The organism is Streptomyces sp. NPDC002574 (assembly GCF_042889545.1).
Classification (GTDB): Bacteria; Actinomycetota; Actinomycetes; order Streptomycetales; family Streptomycetaceae; genus Actinacidiphila.
Map to the genome: position 1 here is coordinate 264,066 of NZ_JBIARB010000003.1, position 22,211 is coordinate 286,276.

Sequence of the window (22,211 nt, forward strand, 5' to 3'; positions counted from 1 at the left end):
GTCCGGTGGCCAACCCCCACCGGTCCGTGAAAGAGAAGGAAGAAACAGCATGTCCGCTGTGAACCTCGCCGCCACTCAGATCCTGGGCAACCTGGGCTCCATCGGCTACGGCCTCGCGGCCATCGGCCCCGGCGTCGGCATCGGCATCATCTTCGGCAACGGCACCCAGGCGCTCGCCCGCCAGCCCGAGGCGGCCGGCCTCATCCGTGCCAACCAGATCCTCGGCTTCGCCTTCTGTGAGGCGCTCGCCCTGATCGGTCTGGTCATGCCGTTCGTCTACCCGACCTCCTGATCCGGGCTGACGAGCCCAACCCCTTTCGACGGAAGGCACTGATGTGAACGCCCTGGCACAGCTGGCGGCCGAGGAGGCGGAGAACCCCCTCATCCCGCCGATCCCAGAGCTCGTCATCGGTCTCATCGCCTTCGCCATCGTCTTCTTCTTCCTCGCCAAGAAGCTCATCCCGAACATCAACAAGGTTCTGGACGAGCGGCGCGAGGCCATCGAGGGCGGCATGGAGAAGGCCGAGGCCACCCAGGCCGAGGCTCAGCGGACCCTCGAGGAGTACAAGCAGTCGCTCGCCGAGGCCCGTCACGAGGCCGCGCGTCTGCGCCAGGAGGCGCAGGAGCAGGGCGCCGCGCTCATCGCCGAGATGCGTGCGGAAGGCCAGCGGCAGCGCGAGGAGATCATCGCCGCGGGTCACGCGCAGATCGAGGCGGACCGCAAGTCCGCCGCGCACGCGCTGCGCCAGGACGTGGGCAGGATCGCCACCGATCTGGCCGGCAGGATCGTCGGTGAGTCCCTGGAGGACACCACCCGGCAGAGCCGTGTGATCGACCGCTTCCTCGACGAGCTCGAGGAGAAGGCCGAGGCCGCGCGATGAACGGAGCCAGCCGCGAGGCACTGGCCACCGCACGTGAGCGTCTCGACGCGCTGGCGGACAACACGTCCGTCGACGCGGCGAAGCTCGCCGAGGAGCTGGCCGCCGTCACGGGGCTGCTCGACCGCGAGGGCGCTCTGCGCCGGGCGCTGACCGACCCGGCGCAGTCCGGCGAGGCCAAGGCCGGCCTGGCGCAGACGGTGCTCCGCGGTCAGGTCGGCGGGGAATCCCTCGACCTGGTCTCGGGCATGATCCGCAGCCGGTGGTCGCAGTCGCGGGATCTGACCGACGCGGTGGAGGAACTCTCCTACAGCGCCGACCTGATCGCCGCGGAGCGTTCCGGCCGGCTCGACGACGTCGAGGACGAGCTGTTCCGCTTCGGGCGGATCGTCTCCGGCAGCAGCGACCTGCGGGCGGCGCTGACCGACCGCGCCGCGAGCGCACAGGCCAAGGCCGGGCTGCTCCGTTCGCTGCTGGGAGGCCGGGCCAACCCGGTCACCGAGCGGCTTGTGGTCCGTCTCGTGACGCACCCGCGAGGCCGTAGCCTGGAGGCAGGGCTCGACGCCCTGTCCAAGCTGGCGGCGGCGCGCCGGGGCCGTACGGTCGCGGTCGTCGTCTCGGCGGTACCGCTGAGCGACCGGCAGAAGCAGCGCCTCGGCGCCGCGCTGGCCACGATCTACGGCCGGCAGGTGCACCTGAACCTCGACGTGGACCCCGAGGTCCTCGGCGGAATCCAGGTCCGGGTGGGCGACGAGGCCATCAACGGGACCATCGCGGAGCGCCTCGAAGAGGCGGCCCGGCGCATGGCCGGCTGAACGAGCCACCAACTCAAAGAGCAGTACCAGCGGCCCGAGTTGGGCCGTAGCGAATACTTCGGGCCCAACAAGGAGAGCAGGGAACCCAGATGGCGGAGCTCACGATCCGGCCGGAGGAGATCCGGGACGCGCTGGAGACCTTTGTCCAGTCGTACAAGCCGGACGCGGCCTCGCGCGAGGAGGTCGGCACGGTCAGCATGGCCGGCGACGGCATTGCCAAGGTCGAGGGTCTGCCCTCGGCCATGGCGAACGAGCTGCTGCGCTTCGAGGACGGCACCCTCGGTCTCGCCCTCAACCTCGAGGAGCGCGAGATCGGTGCGATCGTCCTCGGCGAGTTCAGCGGCATCGAGGAGGGCCAGCCGGTGCACCGCACCGGTGAGGTGCTCTCCGTCGCTGTCGGCGAGGGATACCTGGGTCGCGTCGTCGACCCGCTCGGCACCCCGATCGACGGCCTCGGCGAGATCGAGACCGACGGCCGCCGCGCGCTGGAGCTGCAGGCTCCCGGCGTCATGGCCCGCAAGTCCGTCCACGAGCCGATGCAGACCGGCCTCAAGGCCGTCGACGCGATGACCCCGATCGGCCGCGGTCAGCGTCAGCTGATCATCGGTGACCGCCAGACCGGCAAGACCGCCCTGGCGATCGACACGATCATCAACCAGCGCGACAACTGGCGTTCCGGCGACCCGAAGAAGCAGGTCCGCTGCATCTACGTCGCCATCGGCCAGAAGGGCTCCACCATCGCGGGCGTGCGCGCCTCGCTGGAGGAGGCCGGCGCCCTGGAGTACACGACCATCGTCGCGGCTCCCGCGTCCGACCCGGCCGGCTTCAAGTACCTCGCCCCGTACACCGGCTCGGCCATCGGCCAGCACTGGATGTACCAGGGCAAGCACGTCCTGATCGTCTTCGACGACCTGAGCAAGCAGGCCGACGCCTACCGCGCCGTCTCCCTGCTGCTGCGCCGCCCGCCGGGCCGTGAGGCCTACCCGGGTGACGTCTTCTACCTGCACTCCCGTCTGCTGGAGCGCTGCGCCAAGCTCTCCGACGAGCTGGGCGCGGGCTCGATGACCGGTCTGCCGATCGTCGAGACCAAGGCCAACGACGTCTCGGCGTTCATCCCGACCAACGTCATCTCGATCACCGACGGCCAGTGCTTCCTGGAGTCCGACCTGTTCAACGCGGGCCAGCGCCCGGCGCTGAACGTCGGTATCTCGGTCTCCCGAGTCGGTGGCTCGGCGCAGATCAAGGCCATGAAGTCGGTCGCCGGCCGGCTGCGCGTGGACCTCGCCCAGTACCGCGAGCTGGAGGCCTTCGCCGCCTTCGGTTCCGACCTGGACGCGGCCTCCAAGGCGCAGCTGGAGCGCGGCAAGCGCATGGTCGAGCTGCTGAAGCAGGGCCAGTACGCGCCCTTCCCGATCGAGGACCAGGTCGTCTCCATCTGGGCCGGTACCACCGGCAAGCTGGACGACGTACCGGTCGAGGACATCCGCCGCTTCGAGCGCGAGCTGCTGGACTACCTCCGCCGCGAGAAGAAGGACCTCCTGCAGGGCATCGTCGAGACCGGCAAGCTGGGCGACGACACCGTCCAGGCCCTGACGGACGCGGTCGCGGAGTTCAAGAAGCAGTTCGAGACCTCGGACGGCAAGCTCCTGGGTGAGGGCTGAGCATGGGCGCCCAGCTTCGGGTATACAAGCGCCGTATCAAGACCGTCACCGCCACCAAGAAGATCACGAAGGCGATGGAGATGATCTCCGCGTCCCGGATCGTCAAGGCGCAGCGCCAGGTGGCGGCCTCGTCCCCGTACGCCGATGAGCTCACCCGCGCGGTGGCCGCGGTCGCGACCGGTTCCAACACGAACCACCCGCTGACCACGGAGGCCGACAACCCGACCCGCGCCGCGGTGCTGCTCGTCACGAGCGACCGCGGTCTGGCCGGCGGCTACTCGTCCAACGCGATCAAGGCGGCCGACCGGCTCACCGAGCGGCTGCGCGCGGAGGGCAAGGAGGTCGAGCACTACATCGTCGGCCGCAAGGGCCTCGCGTACTACGGCTTCCGTGAGCGTCCCGTCGCCGCCTCGTGGACGGGCTTCACGGACAAGCCGGCTTACGCGGACGCCAAGGCGGTGGCCGACCCGCTGATCGAGCAGGTCCTCAAGGACACGGCCGAGGGCGGCGTCGACGAGCTGCACATCGTCTTCACGGAGTTCGTGTCGATGCTGACGCAGTCCCCCGTCGAGCGGCGGCTGCTGCCGCTCTCCCTCGAGGAGGCCACCGGCGGTCAGGCCCGCAAGGAGGGGGAGATCCTTCCCCTGTACGACTTCGAGCCGTCGGCCGAGGGCGTCCTGGACGCCCTGCTGCCGCGGTACGTCGAGAGCCGGATCTACAACGCGCTGCTGCAGGGTGCCGCTTCCGAGCACGCCGCCCGCCGCCGTGCGATGAAGGCCGCGACCGACAACGCCGAGGAGCTCATCAAGACGCTCACGCGGCTTGCCAACCAGGCCCGCCAGGCCGAAATCACCCAGGAAATCAGCGAGATCGTCGGTGGCTCCAGCGCCCTGGCCGACGCCTCTGCGGGGAGTGACTAAACATGACCACCACTGTTGAGACGGCCGCTGCCACGGGCCGCGTCGCCCGGATCATCGGCCCGGTCGTCGACGTGGAGTTCCCCGTCGACGGCATGCCCGAGATCTACAACGCCCTCACCGTCCAGGTCGCCGACCCGGCCGAGGACGGCAAGCTGAAGACGCTGACCCTCGAGGTCGCCCAGCACCTGGGCGACGGCCTGGTCCGCGCCATCTCCATGCAGCCCACCGACGGTCTGGTCCGCCAGGCCGCGGTGACCGACACCGGCGCCGGGATCACCGTCCCGGTCGGCGACTTCACCAAGGGCAAGGTGTTCAACACCCTCGGTGAGGTGCTGAACCTCCCCGAGGAGAACGCCAACGTCGGTGAGCGCTGGACGATCCACCGCAAGGCCCCGAAGTTCGAGGACCTCGAGTCCAAGACCGAGATGTTCGAGACCGGCCTGAAGGTCGTCGACCTGCTGACCCCGTACGTCAAGGGCGGCAAGATCGGTCTGTTCGGCGGCGCGGGTGTCGGCAAGACCGTCCTCATCCAGGAAATGATCATGCGTGTGGCGAAGCTGCACGAGGGCGTTTCCGTGTTCGCCGGCGTCGGCGAGCGCACCCGTGAGGGCAACGACCTCATCCAGGAGATGGAGGAGTCCGGTGTCCTCGACAAGACCGCGCTGGTCTTCGGCCAGATGGACGAGCCCCCGGGCACCCGTCTGCGCGTCGCCCTGGCCGGTCTGACCATGGCGGAGTACTTCCGCGATGTGCAGAAGCAGGACGTGCTGTTCTTCATCGACAACATCTTCCGCTTCACGCAGGCCGGTTCCGAGGTCTCCACGCTGCTCGGCCGCATGCCGTCCGCGGTGGGTTACCAGCCGAACCTCGCCGACGAGATGGGCCTCCTCCAGGAGCGCATCACCTCGACGCGTGGTCACTCGATCACCTCCATGCAGGCGATCTACGTCCCCGCGGACGACCTGACCGACCCGGCGCCGGCGACGACCTTCGCGCACCTGGACGCGACGACCGTTCTGTCGCGTCCGATCTCGGAGAAGGGCATCTACCCGGCGGTCGACCCGCTGGACTCGACGTCCCGCATCCTGGACCCGCGCTACATCGCGGCGGACCACTACGAGTGCGCCATGCGTGTCAAGGGGATCCTGCAGAAGTACAAGGACCTCCAGGACATCATCGCGATCCTCGGTATCGACGAGCTGGGCGAGGAGGACAAGCTCACCGTCCACCGCGCCCGTCGCATCGAGCGATTCCTGTCGCAGAACACCCACGCGGCGAAGCAGTTCACCGGTGTGGACGGTTCCGACGTCCCGCTGGAGGAGTCGATCCACGCGTTCAACGCCATCGCCGACGGTAAGTACGACCACTTCCCTGAGCAGGCGTTCTTCATGTGCGGTGGCATCGAGGACCTCGAGCGCAACGCCAAGGAGCTCGGCGTCGCCTGACGCCCGTCACCCGACGGCTCACCCGGCAGGGGGCGGACCCTGTGTCCGCCCCCTTGCCGCACCCCCGTTATCCTGTGTTTTATGCACCCGCCGGACGGCGGCGGGTGCCGACCCGAGGAGCCATCTTGGCTGAGCTGCACGTCGAGCTGGTCGCCGCGGACCGCAATGTCTGGTCCGGCGAGGCCACTCTTGTCGTCGCACGTACCGAGTCGGGCGACATCGGCGTCATGCCGAACCACGAGCCGCTGCTCGGTGTGCTGCAGTCCGGCCCGGTGACCATCCGCACCACCGACGGCGGCACCGTCGTCGCGGCGGTGCACGGCGGCTTCATCTCCTTCGCGGACAACAAGCTGTCCATCCTCGCGGAGATCGCGGAGCTGGCCGACGAGATCGACGTCCAGCGCGCGGAGCGGGCCCTGGAGCGTGCCAAGGCCGACGCCGACGCGATCGGCGAGCGGCGTGCCGAGGTCCGTCTCATCGCGGCGACCGGTTCGCGCTGAGCATCCGGCCCAGTGGGGCCATGAGCCGCGGGAGGCCCGGGAGGGCTTCCCGCGGTTGCAGTATCCCTGTACGTGACGTTGAGCGAGGAGGTCGATGGGCGTGATCCTCGCTTTTCAGGTGTGCGGGGCCCTTGTCGCGGTGGCGTTGCTGGGGCTGTTCGTCTTCGGACTGCGGCGGCGGCTGATCCAGCGTCCCGGCGGCACCTTCGACTGCAGCCTGCGCATGGCGCCCGGCGGCGTCGACGCTCCCTCGGGCAAGGGGTGGGCGTACGGGGTCGCGCGCTACAGCGGCGACCGGATCGAGTGGTTCCGGGTCTTCTCCTACGCCCCCCGGCCGCGACGGTCGCTGGAACGCTCGGCCATCGAGGTGCTGCACCGGCGACTGCCGCAGGGCCAGGAGGAGCTGGCGCTGCTGTCCGACGCCGTCGTCCTGGTCTGCGAGCACCGGGGTACCCGGCTCGAACTCGCGATGAGCGACGACGCCCTCACCGGCTTCCTCGCCTGGCTGGAGGCGGCACCGCCCGGCCAGCGGGTGAACGTGGCCTGAGCAGCCGTCCGGGGCTCTCGCGGCTCCCCGCGTCCTAGGGCTTCGCCGGCAGCCCCAATTCCTGCGCCAGAACGGCCGCCTGCACCCGGCTGCGCAGTTCGAGCTTGGCGAGCATCCGGCTGACGTGGGTCTTTGCCGTCGCCTCCGCCATGGTGAGACGGGTCGCGATCTCGGCGTTCGACAGTCCCTGGCCGACGCAGGTCAGCACTTCGCGCTCACGCGGTGTGAGGCCGTCGAGCACGCTGCGGTCGATCTCCGGCGCCGGCCGTGCCGGCCGGGCGAACTCCCCGATCAGCCGGCGGGTCACCGCCGGGGCGATCATCCCCTCACCGGCCGCCACCAGGCGCACCCCCTCGATCAGCCGGTCGGCCTCCGTGTCCTTCAGCAGGAAGCCCGCGGCGCCCGCACGCAGCGCGCCGAAGACGTACTCGTCCAGGTCGAAGGTGGTCAGCACCAGCACGTCCGCCAGGCCCTCGGCGACGATCTCGCGGGTGGCGGAGACACCGTCGAGGCGGGGCATCTGCACGTCCATGAGGATCACGTCGGGCCGCAGCTCACGGGCCGCGCGGACCGCGGCCTCACCGTCGGCGGCCTCGCCGACCACCTCGATGTCCGGCACCGAACCCAGGATCAGCACCAGTCCCGCGCGGACCGCCGACTGGTCCTCGGCGACGACGACCCGGATCATGCCTCCCCCTTCACGGGCAGTGCGGCCCGTACGCGCCAGACGTCCCCGTGCCGGCCGGCCTCGAAGGTGCCGCCGAGCAGTTCGGTGCGCTCGCGCATACCGATCAGCCCGCTGCCCGAACCGGGGGCCCGCGGGCCCGGCCTGCCGTCCGCGCCCGCCGTTGCCCAGGGGCTGGCCACGGTGACGGTGAGCACCCCGGCGTCCTGCTCCAGGACGACGGGCACCTCCCCGGGCGCGGCGTGCTTGAGGGCGTTGGTGAGCGACTCCTGCACGATCCGGTACGCGGCCAGTTCCACCGGTGCGGGCGGCGGGGGAGCGTCGGCCGGCCGCTCGTCGCGCAGGACGAACCGCGCGTGCGGGGCCGCCGACGCCATCTGGTCCAGCAGGACGTCCAGGCTGTGCAGCCGGGGCACCGCGGCGGGCCCGGATTCCCCGCCCGAGGCGTCGCGCAGCAGACCGATGAGCCGCCGCATCTCCGACAGGCCCTGGACGCTGTTCTCCCGGATCACCGACAGCGCCTCGCGGGCCGGCCCGTCCCGCCGGTCCAGCGACAGCGCGGCGGTGGAGTGGATGGCGATCGCCGACAGATGGCCGGCGACCATGTCGTGCAGTTCCCGCGCCATGCGGGCGCGCTCGGTGCCGACCGCCTCACGGCGGTCCATCTCGGCCAGCAGCGCGGTCTGCTCGGCGCGCAGCCGTTCGGCCGCGGCCTCGTCGCGGTGCTGCCGCACGACGACGCCGGTGAAGGCGGGGGCGACGGACACCAGGGCGCCCACGATGCCGATCAGCAGGGAGTCGGCGACCGGGCGCAGGACGAGCGCGGTGGCGGTCACGGCCGCGGTGGACAGGACGCTCGCCACCGGCACGACGCGGATCAGCCGCTTCGGCCCGTACAGGACGGCGGCGTAGACCAGGTCCGTGAACATCAGCACGGTCACCAGCAGGGAGCCGATCGCGAAGTCCGCCGAGAGCACCAGCGTGCCGGCCACCAGCGCGAACCGCGGCGCGGTGCGCCGGAGCAGCTCGCAGCCGGCCATCGCGGTCAGCGGCAGCAGCGAGAGCCAGGCGTCCCCGCCGCGCGGCTGGTTGCCGGAGTACGTGTAGAGCCCGAGCGTCCACATCAGCAGGCCGCCGGCGAGGCCCGCGGCGGCGATCAGCACGTCGTCGCGGTGCGGTCGCGGGGCGGCGGTGGTCGGCATTCCCCCATGACAGCACGCGATGCGCCGCCGCCGCGTCGGCCCGTGGGCGGAACGCGCCCTGCACCGAAGGATGCAGACGCGGCTCATCAGCGGCGACGATGCGCCGCGGGCGGCCGCCGGCGGAGGCTCGAGGGGTGCTTGTCACCTTGATCATCGGCTGTGAGATCGCCTTCTGGGTCCTGCTGGGCGCCGGACTGGCCGTGCGTTACCTGCTGCGCCGGCCGCGCGCGGGGGCCGTGGTGCTGCTGTGCGTGCCGCTGGTGGACGTCGTACTGCTGGCGGCCGCCGTCGCGGACCTGCGCGCGGGCGGCACCGCCGGTTCCCGGCACGGCCTGGCCGCCGCATACGTCGGCTTCTCCGTCGCCTACGGGCACTACCTGGTGCGCTGGGCCGACGGCCACGTCGCGCACCGCTTCGCGGGCGGGCCGAGGCCGCCGGGCCCGCCGAAGTACGGCACGGCACGGGCCGTCCACGAGTGGCGGATGTGCGGGCGCACGGCCGTGGCGGCGGTGGTGGCCGCGGTGCTGCTCGAATGCGCCGTCCGGCTCGTCGGCGACGCGGACCGCACGGAGGCTCTGCGGCAGTGGCAGCTGCGGATGGCGTGGGTCACCGGGCTCAACGCCGTCGTCGCGGCGTCCTACACGCTGTGGCCGCGGCGCGAGCCCGTCACGGGCCCGCGCCGGTGACCGGTCGTCAGGAGCCGGGGTGCGCGGCCGCCGCGCGGTTCAGCGGTTCTCGCCGGGCACCCACAGCACGTCGCCGACCTCCTTGTTGGCCGTGCGGGCCAGGATGAACAGCAGGTCCGACAGGCGGTTGAGGTAGGTCGCGGTGAGCGGGTTCATCGTCTCGCCGTGCTCGTCCAGGGCCGCCCACGTGGAGCGTTCCGCCCGGCGCACCACCGTGCAGGCCTGGTGGAGCAGCGCGGCGCCCGGGGTGCCGCCGGGGAGGATGAAGCTGCGCAGCTTGTCCAGCTCGTCCAGGAAGCGGTCGCACTCCGCCTCCAGCCGGTCCACGTAGCCCTGTTCGACGCGCAGCGGCGGGTACTTGGGGTCGGGCACGACCGGGGTCGCGAGGTCCGCGCCGACGTCGAAGAGGTCGTTCTGGACCCGCACCAGCACGGTCGCGACGTCCGGGGGTAGGCCGCCGAGCGCGAGGGCGACACCGATCGCGGCGTTGGCCTCGTTCGCGTCCGCGTAGGCCGAGATGCGGCTGTCGGTCTTGGCGGTGCGGCTCATGTCGCCGAGGGCGGTGGTGCCGTCGTCCCCGGTCCGCGTGTAGATGCGCGTCAGATTGACCATGGGGCCGAGCGTAGTCCCCGGTCGTGCCCCGGGGGTTCCGGCCGTGATTGCTCCGCGATTGCGACGAAGGACACACGGTGACCCGGGTCTCCAACTGCTGCGCGGGGTTGCGGAGCACCGTTAAGGTCCCGGCAACAGCATCGAGAAGATAGGTGTGTGCCGTGGCGAAGAAGCTCGCCGTCGTCGGAGCCGGCCTGATGGGCTCCGGAATCGCGCAGGTGTCGGCCCAGGCGGGCTACGAGGTCGTCCTGCGCGACATCACCGACGAGGCGCTGGCCCGCGGCCTGAGCGGTATCGAGGCGTCGTACGAGCGGTTCGTCGCCAAGGGCAAGCTGTCCGCCGAGGACGCGGCCGCCTCACTGGGCCGCATCACCACGACCACCGACCTCGACGCGGCGGCCGAGGCGGACATCGTCGTCGAGGCGGTCTTCGAGAAGATCGAGGTCAAGCAGGAGATCTTCCGGGCGCTGGACAAGATCGCGCACCAGGACGCGGTGCTGGCCTCCAACACCTCCGCCATCCCGATCACGAAGATCGCGGCCGTGACGGAGCGTCCGGAGCGCGTGGTCGGCACGCACTTCTTCTCCCCGGTCCCGATGATGCAGCTGTGCGAGCTCGTCCGCGGCTACAAGACCAGTGACGAGACCCTGGAGCGGGCCAAGGCCTTCGCCGAGGAGGTCGGCAAGACCACCATCGTGGTCAACCGCGACGTCGCCGGTTTTGTCACCACCCGCCTGATCTCCGCGCTGGTCGTCGAGGCCGCCAAGCTCTTCGAGTCCGGCGTCGCCTCCGCCGAGGACATCGACACCGCCTGCCGGCTCGGCTTCGGGCACGCCATGGGCCCGCTGGCCACCGCCGACCTGACGGGTGTCGACATCCTGCTGCACGCCACCGGCAACATCTACACCGAGTCGCAGGACGAGAAGTTCGCGCCGCCGGAGCTCATGCGGCGCATGGTCGACGCGGGCGCGCTCGGCCGCAAGAGCGGTGAGGGCTTCTACCGCTACTGACGGGCGGTCAGTCCCGGCGGGCGGGCACGGGGGGCCCGCCGGGGCCGTCATCCAGGGGGAGGCTGGGCCTGGCGGGCGCATCCCGTCACCCCCCGGAGTGAATTCGGTATCGGTTCGCTCACAGACGGCAACCTCTTCGTACGACGGACCGTCAGTTACGTAGAACCACGGCACTTTCCACCCATTCACTCCACGGGGAGGCTTCATGCACATCAGGGGCGACCACGCCGAGCTGGTCGTCGGGGGCCGCCTCGACGTCCGTACCGCGGCGGACGCCCGCAAGGTCCTGCACTCCGCGGTGGACGGCGGCGAGGGCGACCTGGTGCTCGACCTGACCGAGCTCGACTCGTGGGACGCCACCGGACTGGGTGTGATCATGGGGGCGCACCGCCGCTGCGGGCGGGCCGACCGCCGGCTCGTGCTACGGGGTGTCCCGGCACAGATGCAGCGGCTGCTGGTCGCCACGCGACTGCACCGCATTCTGGTCATCGAGGGGGGCATCGCGGCAGAAGCACTGCCGCGTACCTAGCGGGGCGTGCCGCAACGGAACTGGCAAGCCCGGACAGATTTGGACGCAAGGGCGGCATGGCGGCCCTGAGGTTCGCACATACTGTGGGAAGGTCTAAGGTTCGGTTCCGGCGTGCCACACCCCGTACGCCGAGGAGGGGAGCCGGACCGGTCCAGCTGCGGACGTGCGGGCCCGGTACGGCCCCGCTGCGACGCGAATGGGGGGCGGAGACTAATGGACCCACACATCGGACCCGACATGTCCGGCGACGAGTACGGCGCACAACAGGACTCCACGAGCTTTCCCGAGCGGTCGGCCCCGGCCGGACCCGAGGACGGCACACAGCCCGTGCCGCGCGTGACGCGGCCCGTGCGTGACCCGCTGACCCCCGAGGTCGGCTCGGGGACGGCGGACGGCGACGCACCCCGCGTCGTCCAGCTGGTCGTGGGCGACTGCCTGCTGACCCTCAATCCCGTCGACGGCAGCGAGGTGAGCTCCCTGCCGGCCGCGGGGCTGCCCACCCCGGTGCGCCGCGACGCGGAGGCGCGGGCCGCGCGCACCGCCGGTACGCACCCCGCCGTGCCACCGGGCCCCCGGGGGCCCGAACTGCCGCTGCTGGAGCGGGAGGAGGAGCGCGAGCGGCTCTCCCGGCTGCTGTCCCGCGGACGTTCGGTCCGGGTCACCGGCCCGTCCGGCGCCGGCCGCAGCGCACTGCTCGACGCCGTGGCCGCGGCGTCCGCCGATCTCGCCCCCGACGGCGTGATCCGGCTCTCCGGCTACCACCGCACGCCCAGCGACCTGGTGCAGGAGATCTTCAGCACGGTCTACGACACCGAGGGCGAGGCATCGCCGGGAGGCACGGCCGCGGCCTACCGCCCCGACCGCGGCCGGCTCACGGAACTGCTGCGCGACGTCGGCGCGGTCGTCGTCCTGGACGACCTGGAGTTCGGCGGCGCGGCCCTGGAGGAACTGCTCGCGGCCGCGCCCGAGTGCGCCTTCGTGATGGCCGCGACGCCCGACGTCGCCGCCCCCTCCTCCGACTCCGCGGTCGAGGAGGTCTTCCTCCCCGGGCTGACCCGGGTCGCCTGCCTCGAACTGCTGGAACTGGCCGCCGGGCGGCCGTTGCACGAGGAGGAGACGGCCTGGGCCGCGGACCTGTGGTTCGAGTCCGAGGGGCTGCCGCTGCGCTTCGTCCAGGCGGGCGCGCTGCTGCGGCAGCGCGACGCGCTCGCGGCCGAGATCCTCGCCGCCGACGAGTCCGTCTGGGGCGACGCGGAGCCGGCCGACGAACTGCCCGTCGACGCGCCCTTCGACGCGATCGCCGCGTCGGCGTCCTCGGCGTCGGCAGGGTCGTCCTCGCACGTGCCGCTGCCCTCGCTCGCCGAGAGCGCCGCGCCCGCCGCGCTGCTGGCCTCCCGGCTGACCGGGTCCGCCCAGGAGGCGCTGCGCTTCGCGGTGGCCCTGGGCGGCGAGTGCCCGCACCAGTCGCACCTGCCCGCCCTCGTCGGCGAGACGCACGGGGACGCCGCGCTCGGTGAACTGGTCGCCGTGGGGCTCGTCGCTCCCGTCGACAAGCACCACCGCCTCGCGGCGGGCGTGCGCACGCAGCTCGCGGCCCCCGGTGAACTCGCCGAGGAGGCCGCTGCGGAGGGCGCTCCGCAGGCCCTCACGGCCGCCCAGCACTACACCTGGTGGGTCGGTCACCCCTCCGTGACGCCCGAGCGCGTCGCCGCCGAGGCGGAGGCGGTGCTCGCCGCGCTCGGCGCCTGCCGGGACGGCGGCCATGCCAGCGCGGCGGTCCTCCTCGCGCGCACGGCGGCGCCGGTGTTCGCGGCGTCGCTCCACTGGAGCGCGTGGGAACGCGCCCTGCGCACCGGTCAGGAGGCCGCGCGGCAGTCCGGCGAGGTCGCGGAGGAGGCGTACTTCCTCCACGAACTCGGCGTCCTCGCGCTCTGCCTCGGCAGCTACGACCGCGCGCGCAGCGAGCTGGAGGCCTCCATAGCCCTGCGCGGCGCCCTCGCGGACCGCCAGGGCACGACGGTCGGCCGCCGCACCCTCGCCCTGGTCCTCGACCGCGTGGGCGTCACCGGGCCGCTCACCTCCCCGGAGGGCGCCGGGACGGCCACGACGGGCCTGGAACTCCCCGATTCCCCCGCGACGGTCATCAGCAAGCGCCTGGCCGTCACCACGCCGCCCCGCCGCGGTCTCACCCGCTCCCGCCGCAACCTCGTCGCCGCCGGCGCGGGCGCGCTGCTCGCGGCCGTCCTCGGCACCATCGTCACCCTCGGCACGACGGCCTCCGGCGGTGACCAGAACACCCCGATGAACGTCAAGCCCCTGGAGACCGCCCAGCCCGACGAGGCCGACGACGGCCTCCCCGCGGACGGCACGTCCCCGACCCCGGGCTCCACCCAGCACCCGCCCTCGCCCTCCGCCAGCGGCAGCGGGGTCGTCACGGACCCCAGCGCGTCCGGTGCCGGCACGGTGGGCGGAGGCGGCGTCGTCGACCCGGGCACGGACGGCGGGAACACGACGGGCGAGCAGGGCGGCAGCACGCCGTCGCACACCACGGGGCCGACCCAGGGCGGTCCCAAGCCGCCGCCGTGGTCGCCGTCGCATTCGACGTCGCCGTCGACGTCGAAGCCGCCGACCTCGACGCCGCCCAGCAGCCCCTCGACCACGCCGGGCTCCCCGACGCCGAGCGAGACCTCGACGGGGCCGGAGGGCAGTATGAGCGCCAGCGGACCGTCCACCGACACCCCGGTGACGGAGACACAGAGCGCCACCGGCACCACCGGGGCGCCCGTCGTCTGACGCCCCCCGCACGGCAACGTGGCCCCGTAGTCAGGCGACTACGGGGCCACGTTGCCGTGCGGGGGCGGGCGCGCAGGGCGCGCCGGGGCTCAGAAGAGGCGCAGCTTGTCGTCCTCGATGCCGCGCAGCGCGTCGTAGTCGAGCACGACGCAGCCGATGCCGCGGTCCGTGGCGAGCACGCGAGCCTGCGGCTTGATCTCCTGGGCGGCGAACACGCCCTTGACGGGCGCCAGCAGCGGGTCGCGGTTCAGCAGTTCGAGGTAGCGGGTCAGCTGCTCGACGCCGTCGATCTCACCGCGCCGCTTGATCTCGACCGCGACGGTCGTGCCGTCGGAGTCCCGGCCGAGGATGTCGACGGGCCCGATGGCGGTCGGGTACTCGCGGCGGATGAGGGTCCAGCCGTCGCCGAGCACCTCCATGCGGTCGGCGAGCAGTTCCTGCAGGTGCGCCTCGACGCCGTCCTTGATCAGTCCGGGGTCGACGCCGAGTTCGTGGCTGGAGTCGTGGAGGACGTCCTCGATCGTGATGATCAGTTGCTCGCCGGCCTTGTTGGTGACCGTCCAGATCCCGTCCTCGCCCTCCTTGAGCGTGCAGGGCGGCGACATCCAGTTGAGCGGCTTGTAGGCGCGGTCGTCGGCGTGCACGGACACACTGCCGTCGGCCTTCACCAGGAGCAGCCGGGTCGCCGAGGGGAGATGGGCGGAGAGCCTGCCCGCGTAGTCCACGGAGCAGCGGGCAATGACGAGACGCATGGTCGGCAACGCTACTCGCTACCGGGTGCGGTTGGAAAATGGCCAGTTGTGAGCGCTCCCACCTAGTGTCGTGGGACCTCTCCGCCTACGGTTGTGAGTGGAGGCCGTCGTGCGGGAGAACACTGGACGGCTTCTCTCCGTAGTCCGTCTGACTCCTCGGACAGGGGGGTCACGAGAGGAGTACTCATGTCGCTCGACGTCTCACCGGCCCTCCTCGAACAGGCCGAGCGAGGCGAGGTCGACGAACGGGAATTCGTCGACTGCGTCCGGACTTCCCTGCCTTACGCATGGGACATGATCAGCTCTCTGGCGGCGCAGCTCAAGGTGGACGGCGGAGAGTTCGCCGACAACCAGGTGCCGCCGCCGGACGAGCACGCACGCGGACAGCTGCTCCGCGCTCTGGCGAGTGACGCGATCCGGGGGGCACTTCAACGGCATTTCGGGGTGCGACTGGCATTCCAGAACTGCCACCGGGTCGCGGTGTTCCCGCTGGACCCGGCGGTCGATGAGCGTTACGCGAAGTTCACCTCCGTACGCGCACAGTTGCTGAACCAGTCCCCGGAGCTGCGGGACTGCTGAGACCGGCCACAGTGCTCCCGTCGTTGGCCGACACTTTGCCCCTTGATGTTTCAATCAGGCCAATTGCGGGAGCACTTCCGCTCCGAGCCGCGCCACGTTCTCCTCCGTGGCCGCGAGATCGCCCGAGCCCTCCACGAGCAGGGCGAAACGGCGGATACCGGTGCGTTCCGCGGTGGCGGCGAGGCGGTCGGCACACAGCGACGGCGGCCCCACCGGGTGCAGGTCGCAGAGGAGTTCGGTGTAGGCGAGGGGGTCGCGCATCGAGCGCGCCCGGCCGTCGACCGTACGGTGGGCGGCCAGTCCCTGCTGCAGCCAGCCGGGCATCGCCTTGGTCAGCGCCTCGACGGCGTCCGCGCGGCGGTCCGCGATCTGCGCCACACCCGCGGACACATGCTCGGCGGCCGCCACCATTTCGGGTGAAAGCCCCGCATCGCGCGCCTCGGCCTGCCACATTGCGACCATGGCCGCCTTGTCCTCGTCCCCGCAGTGCATGCCGAGCAGCATCGGCAGGCCGCGCCGTGCCGCCAGCCGCACGCTGGACGGCGAGGTGCAGGCGACCACGACCGGCGGGCCGCTCGGCTCGTCGAACTCGTCGGCGCGGGGGACGACATCCACCTCGCGGAAGGCGAATCGTTCCCCCGAGGCCCCGACCCGGGGCTCGCGCAGCCAGCGCAGCAGCAGGTCGAGCGACTCGGGGAAGCCGCTCTCGAAGGCCGCCAGGCCGGCCCCGAAGACCTCCAGGTCCACCCAGGGACCGCCGCGGCCCACGCCGAGCGTGAAACGGCCGCCGGACGTGATGTGCAGCAGCGCCGCCTGCTCGCCCAGGGACACCGGATGGGCGGTCGGCAGCACGCTCACCGCGGTGCCCACCCCGATCCGCCGCGTGCGCCCGAGCAGCAGCGCGGCCAGCGTCACCGCCGACGGGCAGACCCCGTACGGCACGAAGTGGTGCTCCGCGAGCCACACGGAGTCCAGCCCGGCGGCCTCCGCCGCCTCGGCGGAGCGCACCGCCCGGTGCAGTGCCTCCCCGGCTCCCTGTCCGGGGAACTGGGCGGCGAGAACGAAAGTACCGACGCGCATCGTGCTTCACACCTTTCTCGGTGGCCGACGCGACTCCCCTAACCGTCATTAACGTCTGACACGTGCCAAGGGCACGGGCCAACCGCCGCGATTTCATGATTTTCAAGGGGATGGCGGGAATGGGCGGTTGTCGGGCGCGTACCGGCACCGCCCCGGGCTACGCGTACGCTGAAAGCAGGTCCGATGTCCCCGACCCGCATGAGGTGTGTGCTTGTGTCCCCGCGCCGAAACCACCCGCGAGGCACCGCCGGCAGTCCGCAGGAGACGGACAGCCCCGGCTGGGGCCGCGGCGGGGAGCGCACCGAGAGCTGGCAGGGCGAGGAGTGGACGGTCCGTCCGCTCGCGGGGAGTTCCGGCGGCAAGCGGTACCGCTGCCCCGGCTGCGACCAGGAAATCCCGCCGGGCGTCGGGCACTTGGTGGTCTGGCCGCAGTACGGCGGCGTGGACGACCGGCGGCACTGGCACACCGCCTGCTGGAACGCGAGGGACCGCCGGGGCGTGCGGCCCCAGCGGTCCCGGAACGCCCCGCGGTACTGACCGCGGGAGCGGAGGTCAGACGTCGCGCTTGGCGAGCACCGCGTACGCGCCGCACAGGGCGACGGCTGTGACGACCGCCAGCGCGAGCAGTTGGGGCATCCCGTCGGCGTGGCCGCTGCCGAGCATCGGCATCCGGTAGAGCGACGCGAGGGCGTTGGGCGACGAGTACTCGATCAGCTTGTCCCGGAGCGTGTGCATGCTGTCGGCCTGCATGAAGATCGCCACGATCAGGGGCAGCAGGACCACGCCCAGCATGGTCGTGATCGCGCCCGCGGAGTGTCGCAGCAGGGTCCCCACCGCGAGGGAGAGCAGCCCGAGCAGGGCGACGTACAGGCCCACACCGACCGTCGCACCGAGCCACTGCGCGCCACTGGCGGAGCTGACGCCGCCCGCCACCACCAGCTGCGAGTCGGAGTACATGGTGTAGTCCGAGGCCACCGGCTTGCCGGCGAAAGTGGCGTAGTTCATCAGCGCGGTCAGCACGCAGGCCACCGTGGTGACCGTGAAGGTCAGCGCGAAGAAGACCACGGCCTTCGCGGCGAGCACCCGGCCGCGCTGGGGACAGGCGGTCAGGGTGGTGCGGATCATGCCCGTTCCGTACTCGGAGCTGATCACCAGCACACCCAGGGTGATGACGCACAACTGCCCGAGCAGCACGCCGAACAGGCCGGAGGCCAGCACCGGGTCGTAGACGCGATCGGCCGAGGAGAGCGTGTCGATCAGCAGGTTGATGCCGAGGATCAGCACGAGCATCACGCCGAGCGTCCACATCGTGGAGCGGACGGTCCGGATCTTCGTCCACTCGGACGCCAGCGCATGGCCGAGGTGGGTCTTCTGCACGGGGATCGCCGAGGAGAACTGCGGCGCCGGGATCTGGACGGGGGCGGTCATCGGGCGTCCTCGGCGGGCTGGATCGGCTGGGTCGGCTGCGCGTACGGGTTCGGCTGCGGCACCGGCTGCGCGGGCATCCGCGGCGGGGCGGCATCGTAGCCGTACGGCTGGGGGTGCGGCTGCGGGGCTCCCCAGCCGCCCGGCACGGGCGCACCCGGCTGCTGCAGGCCCTGCCGCGGGTCCGAGGTGGAGCGGTAGTCCACCGCGCCGTTGGTGAGCTGCATGTACGCCTCCTCCAGCGAGGCCTGGTGCGGCGACAGCTCCCACAACCGCACGTCCACGTCGTGCGCGAGGTCGCTGATCCGCGGCAGTTCGAGGCCGGTCACGCGCAGCGCGCCGTCCTGCTCCTGCTGCACCTGGGCGCCGGCGTCGGTCAGCGTCGTGGTCAGCTTCTCGCGGTCGGCGGCCACGTCGGGGGTGCGGACCACGGCGAAGCCCGTGGAGTTGCGGGCGATGAACTCCTTCACGCTCATGTCGGCGAGCAACTGGCCGCGGCCGATGACGATCAGGTGGTCGGCGGTCAGCGCCATCTCGCTCATCAGGTGCGAGGAGACGAAGACCGTACGGCCCTCCGAGGCGAGCTTGCGCATCAGATGGCGCACCCAGTGGATGCCCTCGGGGTCCAGTCCGTTGACCGGCTCGTCGAAGAGCAGCACCTCGGGGTCGCCGAGCAGCGCGGCCGCGATGCCCAGGCGCTGCCCCATACCGAGCGAGAAGCCCTTGGAGCGCCTTCCTGCGACCTCCTGGAGGCCCACGACACCGAGCACTTCGTCGACACGACGGGCCGGGATGCCGGACAGCTGGGCCAGGCTGAGCAGGTGGTGACGGGCGCTGCGCCCGCCGTGCACGGCCTTGGCGTCCAGCAGCGCGCCCACCCGGCGCGGCGCGTTGGGCAGCCCGCGGTACGGCTGACCGCCGATGGTGACCTGGCCGGAAGTCGGGCTGTCCAGGCCCAGGATCATCCGCATCGTGGTGGACTTCCCGGAGCCGTTCGGCCCCAGGAAGCCCGTCACCATGCCGGGCCGGACCGTGAACGACAGGTTGTACACGGCCGTTTTGCTGCCGTAGGTCTTGCTGAGGCCCACTGCCTCGATCATGCTCCGCCCCTCGACGACCAGCCTTCGGGGCGGTGCCCGCCCCCGTGAGGATGAGGAGGCCGGCGGGGCGAGAACGGTTCCCGTCCCCGGGGAACGGAAACCTCTTCCGTCCCTCGGGTTCGGGCGCCGGTCAGGCGTCGCGCTTCTTCAGCACCAGGTAGCCGCCGATGAGCGAGGCGATCACCCACAGGGCCATGATGCCCAGGCCGCCCCAGGGCCCGTACGGGCGCGCGTCGCTGGTCGAGACCACCTGCAGGACCTTGGAGCCGGCCTGGTCGGGGAAGTACTGGGCGACGGTCTTGGCCTTGGGGACGTTCGCGAGGATCGCCGAGACCAGGAAGAAGAAGGGCATCAGGATGCCCAGCGACAGCATGGGGCTGCGCAGCATCATCGCGACGCCCACGGAGAACAGCACCATCAGCGTCATGTAGAGACCGCCGCCGACGACCGCGCGCAGCACGCCGTGCTCCGAGATGGAGGTGCTGTGCGAGCCGAGCAGCGCCTGGCCGACGAAGAAGGTCAGGAAGCTGGTGGCCATCCCCACGATCAGCGCCAGGGCGCCGGTGACCGCGACCTTCGACAGGTAGAACGTAGCGCGCTGCGGGACCGCGGCGAGCGAGGTGCGGATCATGCCGGTGCTGTACTCACCGGTGACGACCAGGACGCCGAAGACGATCAGGGCCAGCTGGCCGAGGATCAGCCCGGCGAAGCTCGTGTTGGTCGGGTCGAAGCTCCGCAGATCCTGCTCGGAGGCGTTTTCCCATTGAGAGGCGATCAGCAGGCAGATGAGTCCGCTGATCACGACGGTGACGAGGAGTGCGGACGCCAGCGTCCACACCGTCGAGCGGACCGACTTGACCTTGGTCCACTCGGACTGCAGAACCGCGCTCGTTGCCGCCATGTCAGGACTTCTCCTTCTTCTTCTGCCATTCGGCGCCCCAGGCAGGCGCGGCCGTCGTCGCAGTCGTCGTCGCGGGAACGGCGGCTGCCGCCGCCAGGGTCCCGTCCACCGGCTGTCCGGGGATGCCCGCCTGGTACTCCACCGACTCGGCGGTCAGCCGCATGAAGGCCTCCTCCAGGGAGGCGCGCTGCGGGCTCAGCTCGTGCAGCACCAGCTGGTGCCGCGCGGCGAGCTCACCGATCTTCGCGGTCTCCGCGCCCTCGATCTCGAAGGCACCGTCGTCCGTGATCACGGGCGTGATCGACGCGACGGTCAGCACGTCCTGGAGCTTCTCCGGCTCGGGCGTGCGGACCCGCACGTAGGAGCGGGAGTTCTCGGCGATGAAGTCGGCCATCGTCGTGTCCGCCATCAGCTTGCCGCGGCCGATCACGATCAGGTGCTCGGCGGTCAGCGCCATCTCGCTCATGAGGTGGCTGGAGACGAAGATGGTCCGGCCCTGGGCCGCGAGGCTCTTCATCAGGTTGCGGATCCAGTGGATGCCCTCGGGGTCCAGTCCGTTGACCGGCTCGTCGAACATCAGGATCTCGGGGTCGCCGAGCAGCGCCGCGGCGATGCCGAGGCGCTGGCCCATGCCGAGGGAGAAGCCCTTGGAACGCTTCTTGGCGACCGAGGAGAGACCGACGATCTCCAGCACCTCGTCGACCCTGCGGGCCGGGATGCGGTTGGACTGGGCGAGGCACAGCAGATGGTTGTGCGCCGTGCGGCCCCCGTGGATGGCCTTGGCCTCCAGCAGCGCACCGATGTGCTTGAGGGGTTCGTTCAGCTCGCGGTAGTGCTTGCCGTCGATGCGGATGCTTCCGCTGGACGGATTGTCCAGGTCCAGCATCATGCGCATCGTGGTGGACTTCCCGGCGCCGTTGGGACCGAGGAAACCGGTCACCACGCCGGGCCGCACCGTGAAGGTGAGGTCGTCCACGGCGGTCTTGTCACCGTACCGTTTCGTCAGCCCCTGCAGCTCGATCATGCCGCATAGGGTACTGGTGCCACGGCGGCCGGTGCACGCGGAATACCGGCCCCGATGACGCCCGAGCCCCCTGCCGGAAAGGCAGGGGGCCCAGTCGGTCCGGACGGGGGGCGCGTTCAGCGCTGGGCCGGGACGCCGCGCGAGACGGGCTCGTCGTCGGCGGGGGCGCCGGCCGCGGCGACGGCCGCACCGGTCAGCGTGGCCAGCATCTCACGGACGTTGGTCAGCTGGGCGTTGATGCTGTCGCGGCGGTTGGTGAGGGCCGCCAGCTCGCGCTCGGACTCGCTGCGGATGCGGTCGGCCTTGGCGTTCGCGTCGGCGACGATGTCCTCGGCCTGACGCTGCGCGGTCTCGACCGTCTGACGGGCACGGCGCTCGGCGTCGGTGCGCAGCTTCTCGGCCTCGAGGCGGAGCTGCTCGGCGCGGTGCTCGATCTCGGCGAGACGCTTCTCGGCCTTGGCCTGACGGGACGCCAGGTCGCGCTCGGACTGCTCACGGCGCTTGGCGAGGTTGGTCTCGAAGTCGGCCGCGGCCTGGGCCGCCTTGGCGCGGGTCTCCTCGAAGAGGGCGTCCGCCTCCTCGCGCTTGGCCTGCGCGTCCTTCTGCGCGTCGGCGCGCATCTGGCCGGCCTCACCCTTGGCCTTCTCGACGATGCGCTCGCCCTCGTCCTCGGCCTTGGCCTTGCGGTCGGTGGCGTAGGCCTCGGCGTCGTTGCGCACCTGGGCGGCGGCGGACTCGGCCAGCTCGCGGTGCTGGTCGGCGGCGCGGCGCGCCTCCTCGCGCAGGTCCTTCGCCTCTTCCTCGGCGAGACGGAGGATCTTCTCGACGCGTGCACCGAGACCCGCGTAGGACGGCTCGGCGTCGTTGACCTGCGCCTGAGCGTTCTGGGTCTCGAGGTGCAGTTCCTCGATGCGCTTCTCCAGCGCGTTGATCCTGGCCAGTGCGCTGTCACGGTCGGCGACCAGCTTGGTGATGCGGTCGTCCACCTGCCCGCGGTCGTATCCGCGCCGCACGAGCTCGAAGCCGAAGGGGGAGGAAGTGTCGCTCATGGGGTTCCTGTCAATTCA

Annotated in this window: 24 protein-coding genes; 14 read left to right on the forward strand and 10 right to left on the reverse strand. The window is 71.4% G+C overall.

What is annotated here, in order from left to right:
* Positions 1 to 49 precede the first annotated feature (49 nt).
* The 8 genes from atpE to ACFYXS_RS08215 all read left to right on the forward strand — a co-directional run bounded on the left by atpE (position 50) and on the right by ACFYXS_RS08215 (position 6,766).
* Complete coding sequence (atpE, locus tag ACFYXS_RS08180; protein WP_018563527.1) at positions 50 to 292, forward strand: ATP synthase F0 subunit C; 243 nt, start codon at positions 50 to 52, stop codon at positions 290 to 292.
* Between the two features lie 43 nt (positions 293 to 335).
* Complete coding sequence (locus ACFYXS_RS08185) at positions 336 to 881, forward strand: F0F1 ATP synthase subunit B (RefSeq protein ID WP_389245176.1); 546 nt, start codon at positions 336 to 338, stop codon at positions 879 to 881.
* Positions 878 to 1,693, forward strand: coding sequence for a F0F1 ATP synthase subunit delta (locus ACFYXS_RS08190; protein WP_389245178.1), 816 nt, complete (start codon positions 878 to 880; stop codon positions 1,691 to 1,693). Before ACFYXS_RS08185 ends, ACFYXS_RS08190 begins: the two co-directional genes overlap by 4 nt.
* A gap of 89 nt (positions 1,694 to 1,782) precedes the next feature.
* Positions 1,783 to 3,354 (forward strand): F0F1 ATP synthase subunit alpha, encoded by a 1,572-nt coding sequence (gene atpA / locus ACFYXS_RS08195; protein WP_389245180.1) that lies wholly within the window; start codon positions 1,783 to 1,785, stop codon positions 3,352 to 3,354.
* Positions 3,355 to 3,356: 2 nt separating this feature from the next.
* Positions 3,357 to 4,274: a F0F1 ATP synthase subunit gamma gene (locus ACFYXS_RS08200; RefSeq protein WP_389245182.1), complete on the forward strand. Its 918-nt coding sequence runs from the start codon at positions 3,357 to 3,359 to the stop codon at positions 4,272 to 4,274.
* A gap of 2 nt (positions 4,275 to 4,276) precedes the next feature.
* Complete coding sequence (gene atpD, locus ACFYXS_RS08205) at positions 4,277 to 5,719, forward strand: F0F1 ATP synthase subunit beta (RefSeq protein WP_389245184.1); 1,443 nt, start codon at positions 4,277 to 4,279, stop codon at positions 5,717 to 5,719.
* 122 nt (positions 5,720 to 5,841) lie between these two features.
* Complete coding sequence (locus tag ACFYXS_RS08210; RefSeq protein ID WP_389245811.1) at positions 5,842 to 6,219, forward strand: F0F1 ATP synthase subunit epsilon; 378 nt, start codon at positions 5,842 to 5,844, stop codon at positions 6,217 to 6,219.
* Between the two features lie 100 nt (positions 6,220 to 6,319).
* Positions 6,320 to 6,766 carry a DUF2550 domain-containing protein gene (locus ACFYXS_RS08215; RefSeq protein WP_319659954.1) on the forward strand — a complete coding sequence of 149 codons (447 nt, stop codon included), beginning with the start codon at positions 6,320 to 6,322 and terminating at the stop codon, positions 6,764 to 6,766.
* A 34-nt stretch (positions 6,767 to 6,800) separates the two neighbouring features.
* Here ACFYXS_RS08215 and ACFYXS_RS08220 read toward each other — a convergent pair whose 3' ends face one another.
* Complete coding sequence (locus tag ACFYXS_RS08220) at positions 6,801 to 7,454, reverse strand: response regulator (protein ID WP_389245187.1); 654 nt, start codon at positions 7,452 to 7,454, stop codon at positions 6,801 to 6,803.
* A complete protein-coding gene (locus ACFYXS_RS08225) occupies positions 7,451 to 8,653 on the reverse strand; it encodes a sensor histidine kinase (protein WP_389245189.1) in 1,203 nt (400 codons plus the stop codon). Before ACFYXS_RS08225 ends, ACFYXS_RS08220 begins: the two co-directional genes overlap by 4 nt.
* Positions 8,654 to 8,787: 134 nt before the next feature.
* On the opposite strand from ACFYXS_RS08225, the gene ACFYXS_RS08230 reads away from it, so the two are divergent.
* The gene (locus tag ACFYXS_RS08230; protein ID WP_389245191.1) at positions 8,788 to 9,339 is read left to right on the forward strand and encodes a hypothetical protein; all 552 of its coding nucleotides are present in this window, start codon (positions 8,788 to 8,790) and stop codon (positions 9,337 to 9,339) included.
* A gap of 39 nt (positions 9,340 to 9,378) precedes the next feature.
* On the opposite strand, the gene ACFYXS_RS08235 is transcribed toward ACFYXS_RS08230, so the two are convergent.
* Positions 9,379 to 9,951 carry a cob(I)yrinic acid a,c-diamide adenosyltransferase gene (locus tag ACFYXS_RS08235; protein WP_389245193.1) on the reverse strand — a complete coding sequence of 191 codons (573 nt, stop codon included), beginning with the start codon at positions 9,949 to 9,951 and terminating at the stop codon, positions 9,379 to 9,381.
* A gap of 161 nt (positions 9,952 to 10,112) precedes the next feature.
* Here ACFYXS_RS08235 and ACFYXS_RS08240 point away from each other — a divergent pair, with 161 nt between their 5' ends.
* The 3 genes from ACFYXS_RS08240 to ACFYXS_RS08250 all read left to right on the forward strand — a co-directional run bounded on the left by ACFYXS_RS08240 (position 10,113) and on the right by ACFYXS_RS08250 (position 14,283).
* Entirely contained in the window at positions 10,113 to 10,961 is an 849-nt protein-coding gene (locus tag ACFYXS_RS08240) for a 3-hydroxyacyl-CoA dehydrogenase family protein (RefSeq protein ID WP_319659951.1), read from the forward strand.
* Positions 10,962 to 11,166: 205 nt separating this feature from the next.
* On the forward strand, positions 11,167 to 11,490 hold the full coding sequence (locus ACFYXS_RS08245; protein WP_389245195.1) for an STAS domain-containing protein: 324 nt from the start codon (positions 11,167 to 11,169) through the stop codon (positions 11,488 to 11,490).
* Positions 11,491 to 11,703: 213 nt separating this feature from the next.
* The gene (locus ACFYXS_RS08250; protein WP_389245197.1) at positions 11,704 to 14,283 is read left to right on the forward strand and encodes a tetratricopeptide repeat protein; all 2,580 of its coding nucleotides are present in this window, start codon (positions 11,704 to 11,706) and stop codon (positions 14,281 to 14,283) included.
* An 89-nt stretch (positions 14,284 to 14,372) separates the two neighbouring features.
* Here ACFYXS_RS08250 and nucS read toward each other — a convergent pair whose 3' ends face one another.
* Positions 14,373 to 15,035, reverse strand: coding sequence for an endonuclease NucS (gene nucS, locus ACFYXS_RS08255; protein ID WP_389245199.1), 663 nt, complete (start codon positions 15,033 to 15,035; stop codon positions 14,373 to 14,375).
* A 186-nt stretch (positions 15,036 to 15,221) separates the two neighbouring features.
* Between nucS and ACFYXS_RS08260 the strand changes: the two genes are divergently transcribed.
* Complete coding sequence (locus ACFYXS_RS08260; protein ID WP_319659947.1) at positions 15,222 to 15,614, forward strand: SCO5389 family protein; 393 nt, start codon at positions 15,222 to 15,224, stop codon at positions 15,612 to 15,614.
* Positions 15,615 to 15,668: 54 nt separating this feature from the next.
* On the opposite strand, the gene ACFYXS_RS08265 is transcribed toward ACFYXS_RS08260, so the two are convergent.
* Positions 15,669 to 16,694, reverse strand: a complete 1,026-nt coding sequence (locus tag ACFYXS_RS08265; RefSeq protein ID WP_389245201.1) for an LLM class flavin-dependent oxidoreductase — start codon at positions 16,692 to 16,694, stop codon at positions 15,669 to 15,671.
* Positions 16,695 to 16,907: 213 nt separating this feature from the next.
* Between ACFYXS_RS08265 and ACFYXS_RS08270 the strand changes: the two genes are divergently transcribed.
* Positions 16,908 to 17,231, forward strand: coding sequence for an ATP/GTP-binding protein (locus tag ACFYXS_RS08270; protein ID WP_389245203.1), 324 nt, complete (start codon positions 16,908 to 16,910; stop codon positions 17,229 to 17,231).
* 15 nt (positions 17,232 to 17,246) lie between these two features.
* Here the strand turns inward: ACFYXS_RS08270 and ACFYXS_RS08275 are convergent, their stop codons facing one another.
* The 5 genes from ACFYXS_RS08275 to ACFYXS_RS08295 form a co-directional block, all read right to left on the reverse strand.
* Positions 17,247 to 18,122 (reverse strand): ABC transporter permease, encoded by an 876-nt coding sequence (locus ACFYXS_RS08275; RefSeq protein ID WP_389245205.1) that lies wholly within the window; start codon positions 18,120 to 18,122, stop codon positions 17,247 to 17,249.
* Complete coding sequence (locus tag ACFYXS_RS08280; RefSeq protein WP_389245207.1) at positions 18,119 to 19,219, reverse strand: ATP-binding cassette domain-containing protein; 1,101 nt, start codon at positions 19,217 to 19,219, stop codon at positions 18,119 to 18,121. Before ACFYXS_RS08280 ends, ACFYXS_RS08275 begins: the two co-directional genes overlap by 4 nt.
* Before the next feature lie 130 nt (positions 19,220 to 19,349).
* On the reverse strand, positions 19,350 to 20,120 hold the full coding sequence (locus ACFYXS_RS08285; protein ID WP_389245209.1) for an ABC transporter permease: 771 nt from the start codon (positions 20,118 to 20,120) through the stop codon (positions 19,350 to 19,352).
* A gap of 1 nt (position 20,121) precedes the next feature.
* Positions 20,122 to 21,144, reverse strand: a complete 1,023-nt coding sequence (locus ACFYXS_RS08290) for an ABC transporter ATP-binding protein (protein WP_389245211.1) — start codon at positions 21,142 to 21,144, stop codon at positions 20,122 to 20,124.
* A gap of 116 nt (positions 21,145 to 21,260) precedes the next feature.
* Positions 21,261 to 22,193, reverse strand: coding sequence for a cellulose-binding protein (locus ACFYXS_RS08295; RefSeq protein WP_389245213.1), 933 nt, complete (start codon positions 22,191 to 22,193; stop codon positions 21,261 to 21,263).
* Positions 22,194 to 22,211 lie beyond the last annotated feature (18 nt).

What these genes read in the sequence shown, in the direction of transcription:
- atpE (WP_018563527.1), top strand. Translation starts at nt 50, where the DNA reads ATGTCCGCTGTGAACCTCGCCGCCACTCAGATCCTGGGCAACCTGGGC.
- ACFYXS_RS08190 (WP_389245178.1), top strand. Translation starts at nt 878, where the DNA reads ATGAACGGAGCCAGCCGCGAGGCACTGGCCACCGCACGTGAGCGTCTC.
- atpA (WP_389245180.1), top strand. Translation starts at nt 1,783, where the DNA reads ATGGCGGAGCTCACGATCCGGCCGGAGGAGATCCGGGACGCGCTGGAG.
- ACFYXS_RS08200 (WP_389245182.1), top strand. Translation starts at nt 3,357, where the DNA reads ATGGGCGCCCAGCTTCGGGTATACAAGCGCCGTATCAAGACCGTCACC.
- atpD (WP_389245184.1), top strand. Translation starts at nt 4,277, where the DNA reads ATGACCACCACTGTTGAGACGGCCGCTGCCACGGGCCGCGTCGCCCGG.
- ACFYXS_RS08220 (WP_389245187.1), bottom strand. Translation starts at nt 7,454, where the DNA reads ATGATCCGGGTCGTCGTCGCCGAGGACCAGTCGGCGGTCCGCGCGGGA.
- ACFYXS_RS08225 (WP_389245189.1), bottom strand. Translation starts at nt 8,653, where the DNA reads ATGCCGACCACCGCCGCCCCGCGACCGCACCGCGACGACGTGCTGATC.
- ACFYXS_RS08235 (WP_389245193.1), bottom strand. Translation starts at nt 9,951, where the DNA reads ATGGTCAATCTGACGCGCATCTACACGCGGACCGGGGACGACGGCACC.
- ACFYXS_RS08245 (WP_389245195.1), top strand. Translation starts at nt 11,167, where the DNA reads ATGCACATCAGGGGCGACCACGCCGAGCTGGTCGTCGGGGGCCGCCTC.
- ACFYXS_RS08250 (WP_389245197.1), top strand. Translation starts at nt 11,704, where the DNA reads ATGGACCCACACATCGGACCCGACATGTCCGGCGACGAGTACGGCGCA.
- nucS (WP_389245199.1), bottom strand. Translation starts at nt 15,035, where the DNA reads ATGCGTCTCGTCATTGCCCGCTGCTCCGTGGACTACGCGGGCAGGCTC.
- ACFYXS_RS08260 (WP_319659947.1), top strand. Translation starts at nt 15,222, where the DNA reads ATGTCGCTCGACGTCTCACCGGCCCTCCTCGAACAGGCCGAGCGAGGC.
- ACFYXS_RS08265 (WP_389245201.1), bottom strand. Translation starts at nt 16,694, where the DNA reads ATGCGCGTCGGTACTTTCGTTCTCGCCGCCCAGTTCCCCGGACAGGGA.
- ACFYXS_RS08275 (WP_389245205.1), bottom strand. Translation starts at nt 18,122, where the DNA reads ATGACCGCCCCCGTCCAGATCCCGGCGCCGCAGTTCTCCTCGGCGATC.
- ACFYXS_RS08280 (WP_389245207.1), bottom strand. Translation starts at nt 19,219, where the DNA reads ATGATCGAGGCAGTGGGCCTCAGCAAGACCTACGGCAGCAAAACGGCC.
- ACFYXS_RS08285 (WP_389245209.1), bottom strand. Translation starts at nt 20,120, where the DNA reads ATGGCGGCAACGAGCGCGGTTCTGCAGTCCGAGTGGACCAAGGTCAAG.
- ACFYXS_RS08290 (WP_389245211.1), bottom strand. Translation starts at nt 21,144, where the DNA reads ATGATCGAGCTGCAGGGGCTGACGAAACGGTACGGTGACAAGACCGCC.
- ACFYXS_RS08295 (WP_389245213.1), bottom strand. Translation starts at nt 22,193, where the DNA reads ATGAGCGACACTTCCTCCCCCTTCGGCTTCGAGCTCGTGCGGCGCGGA.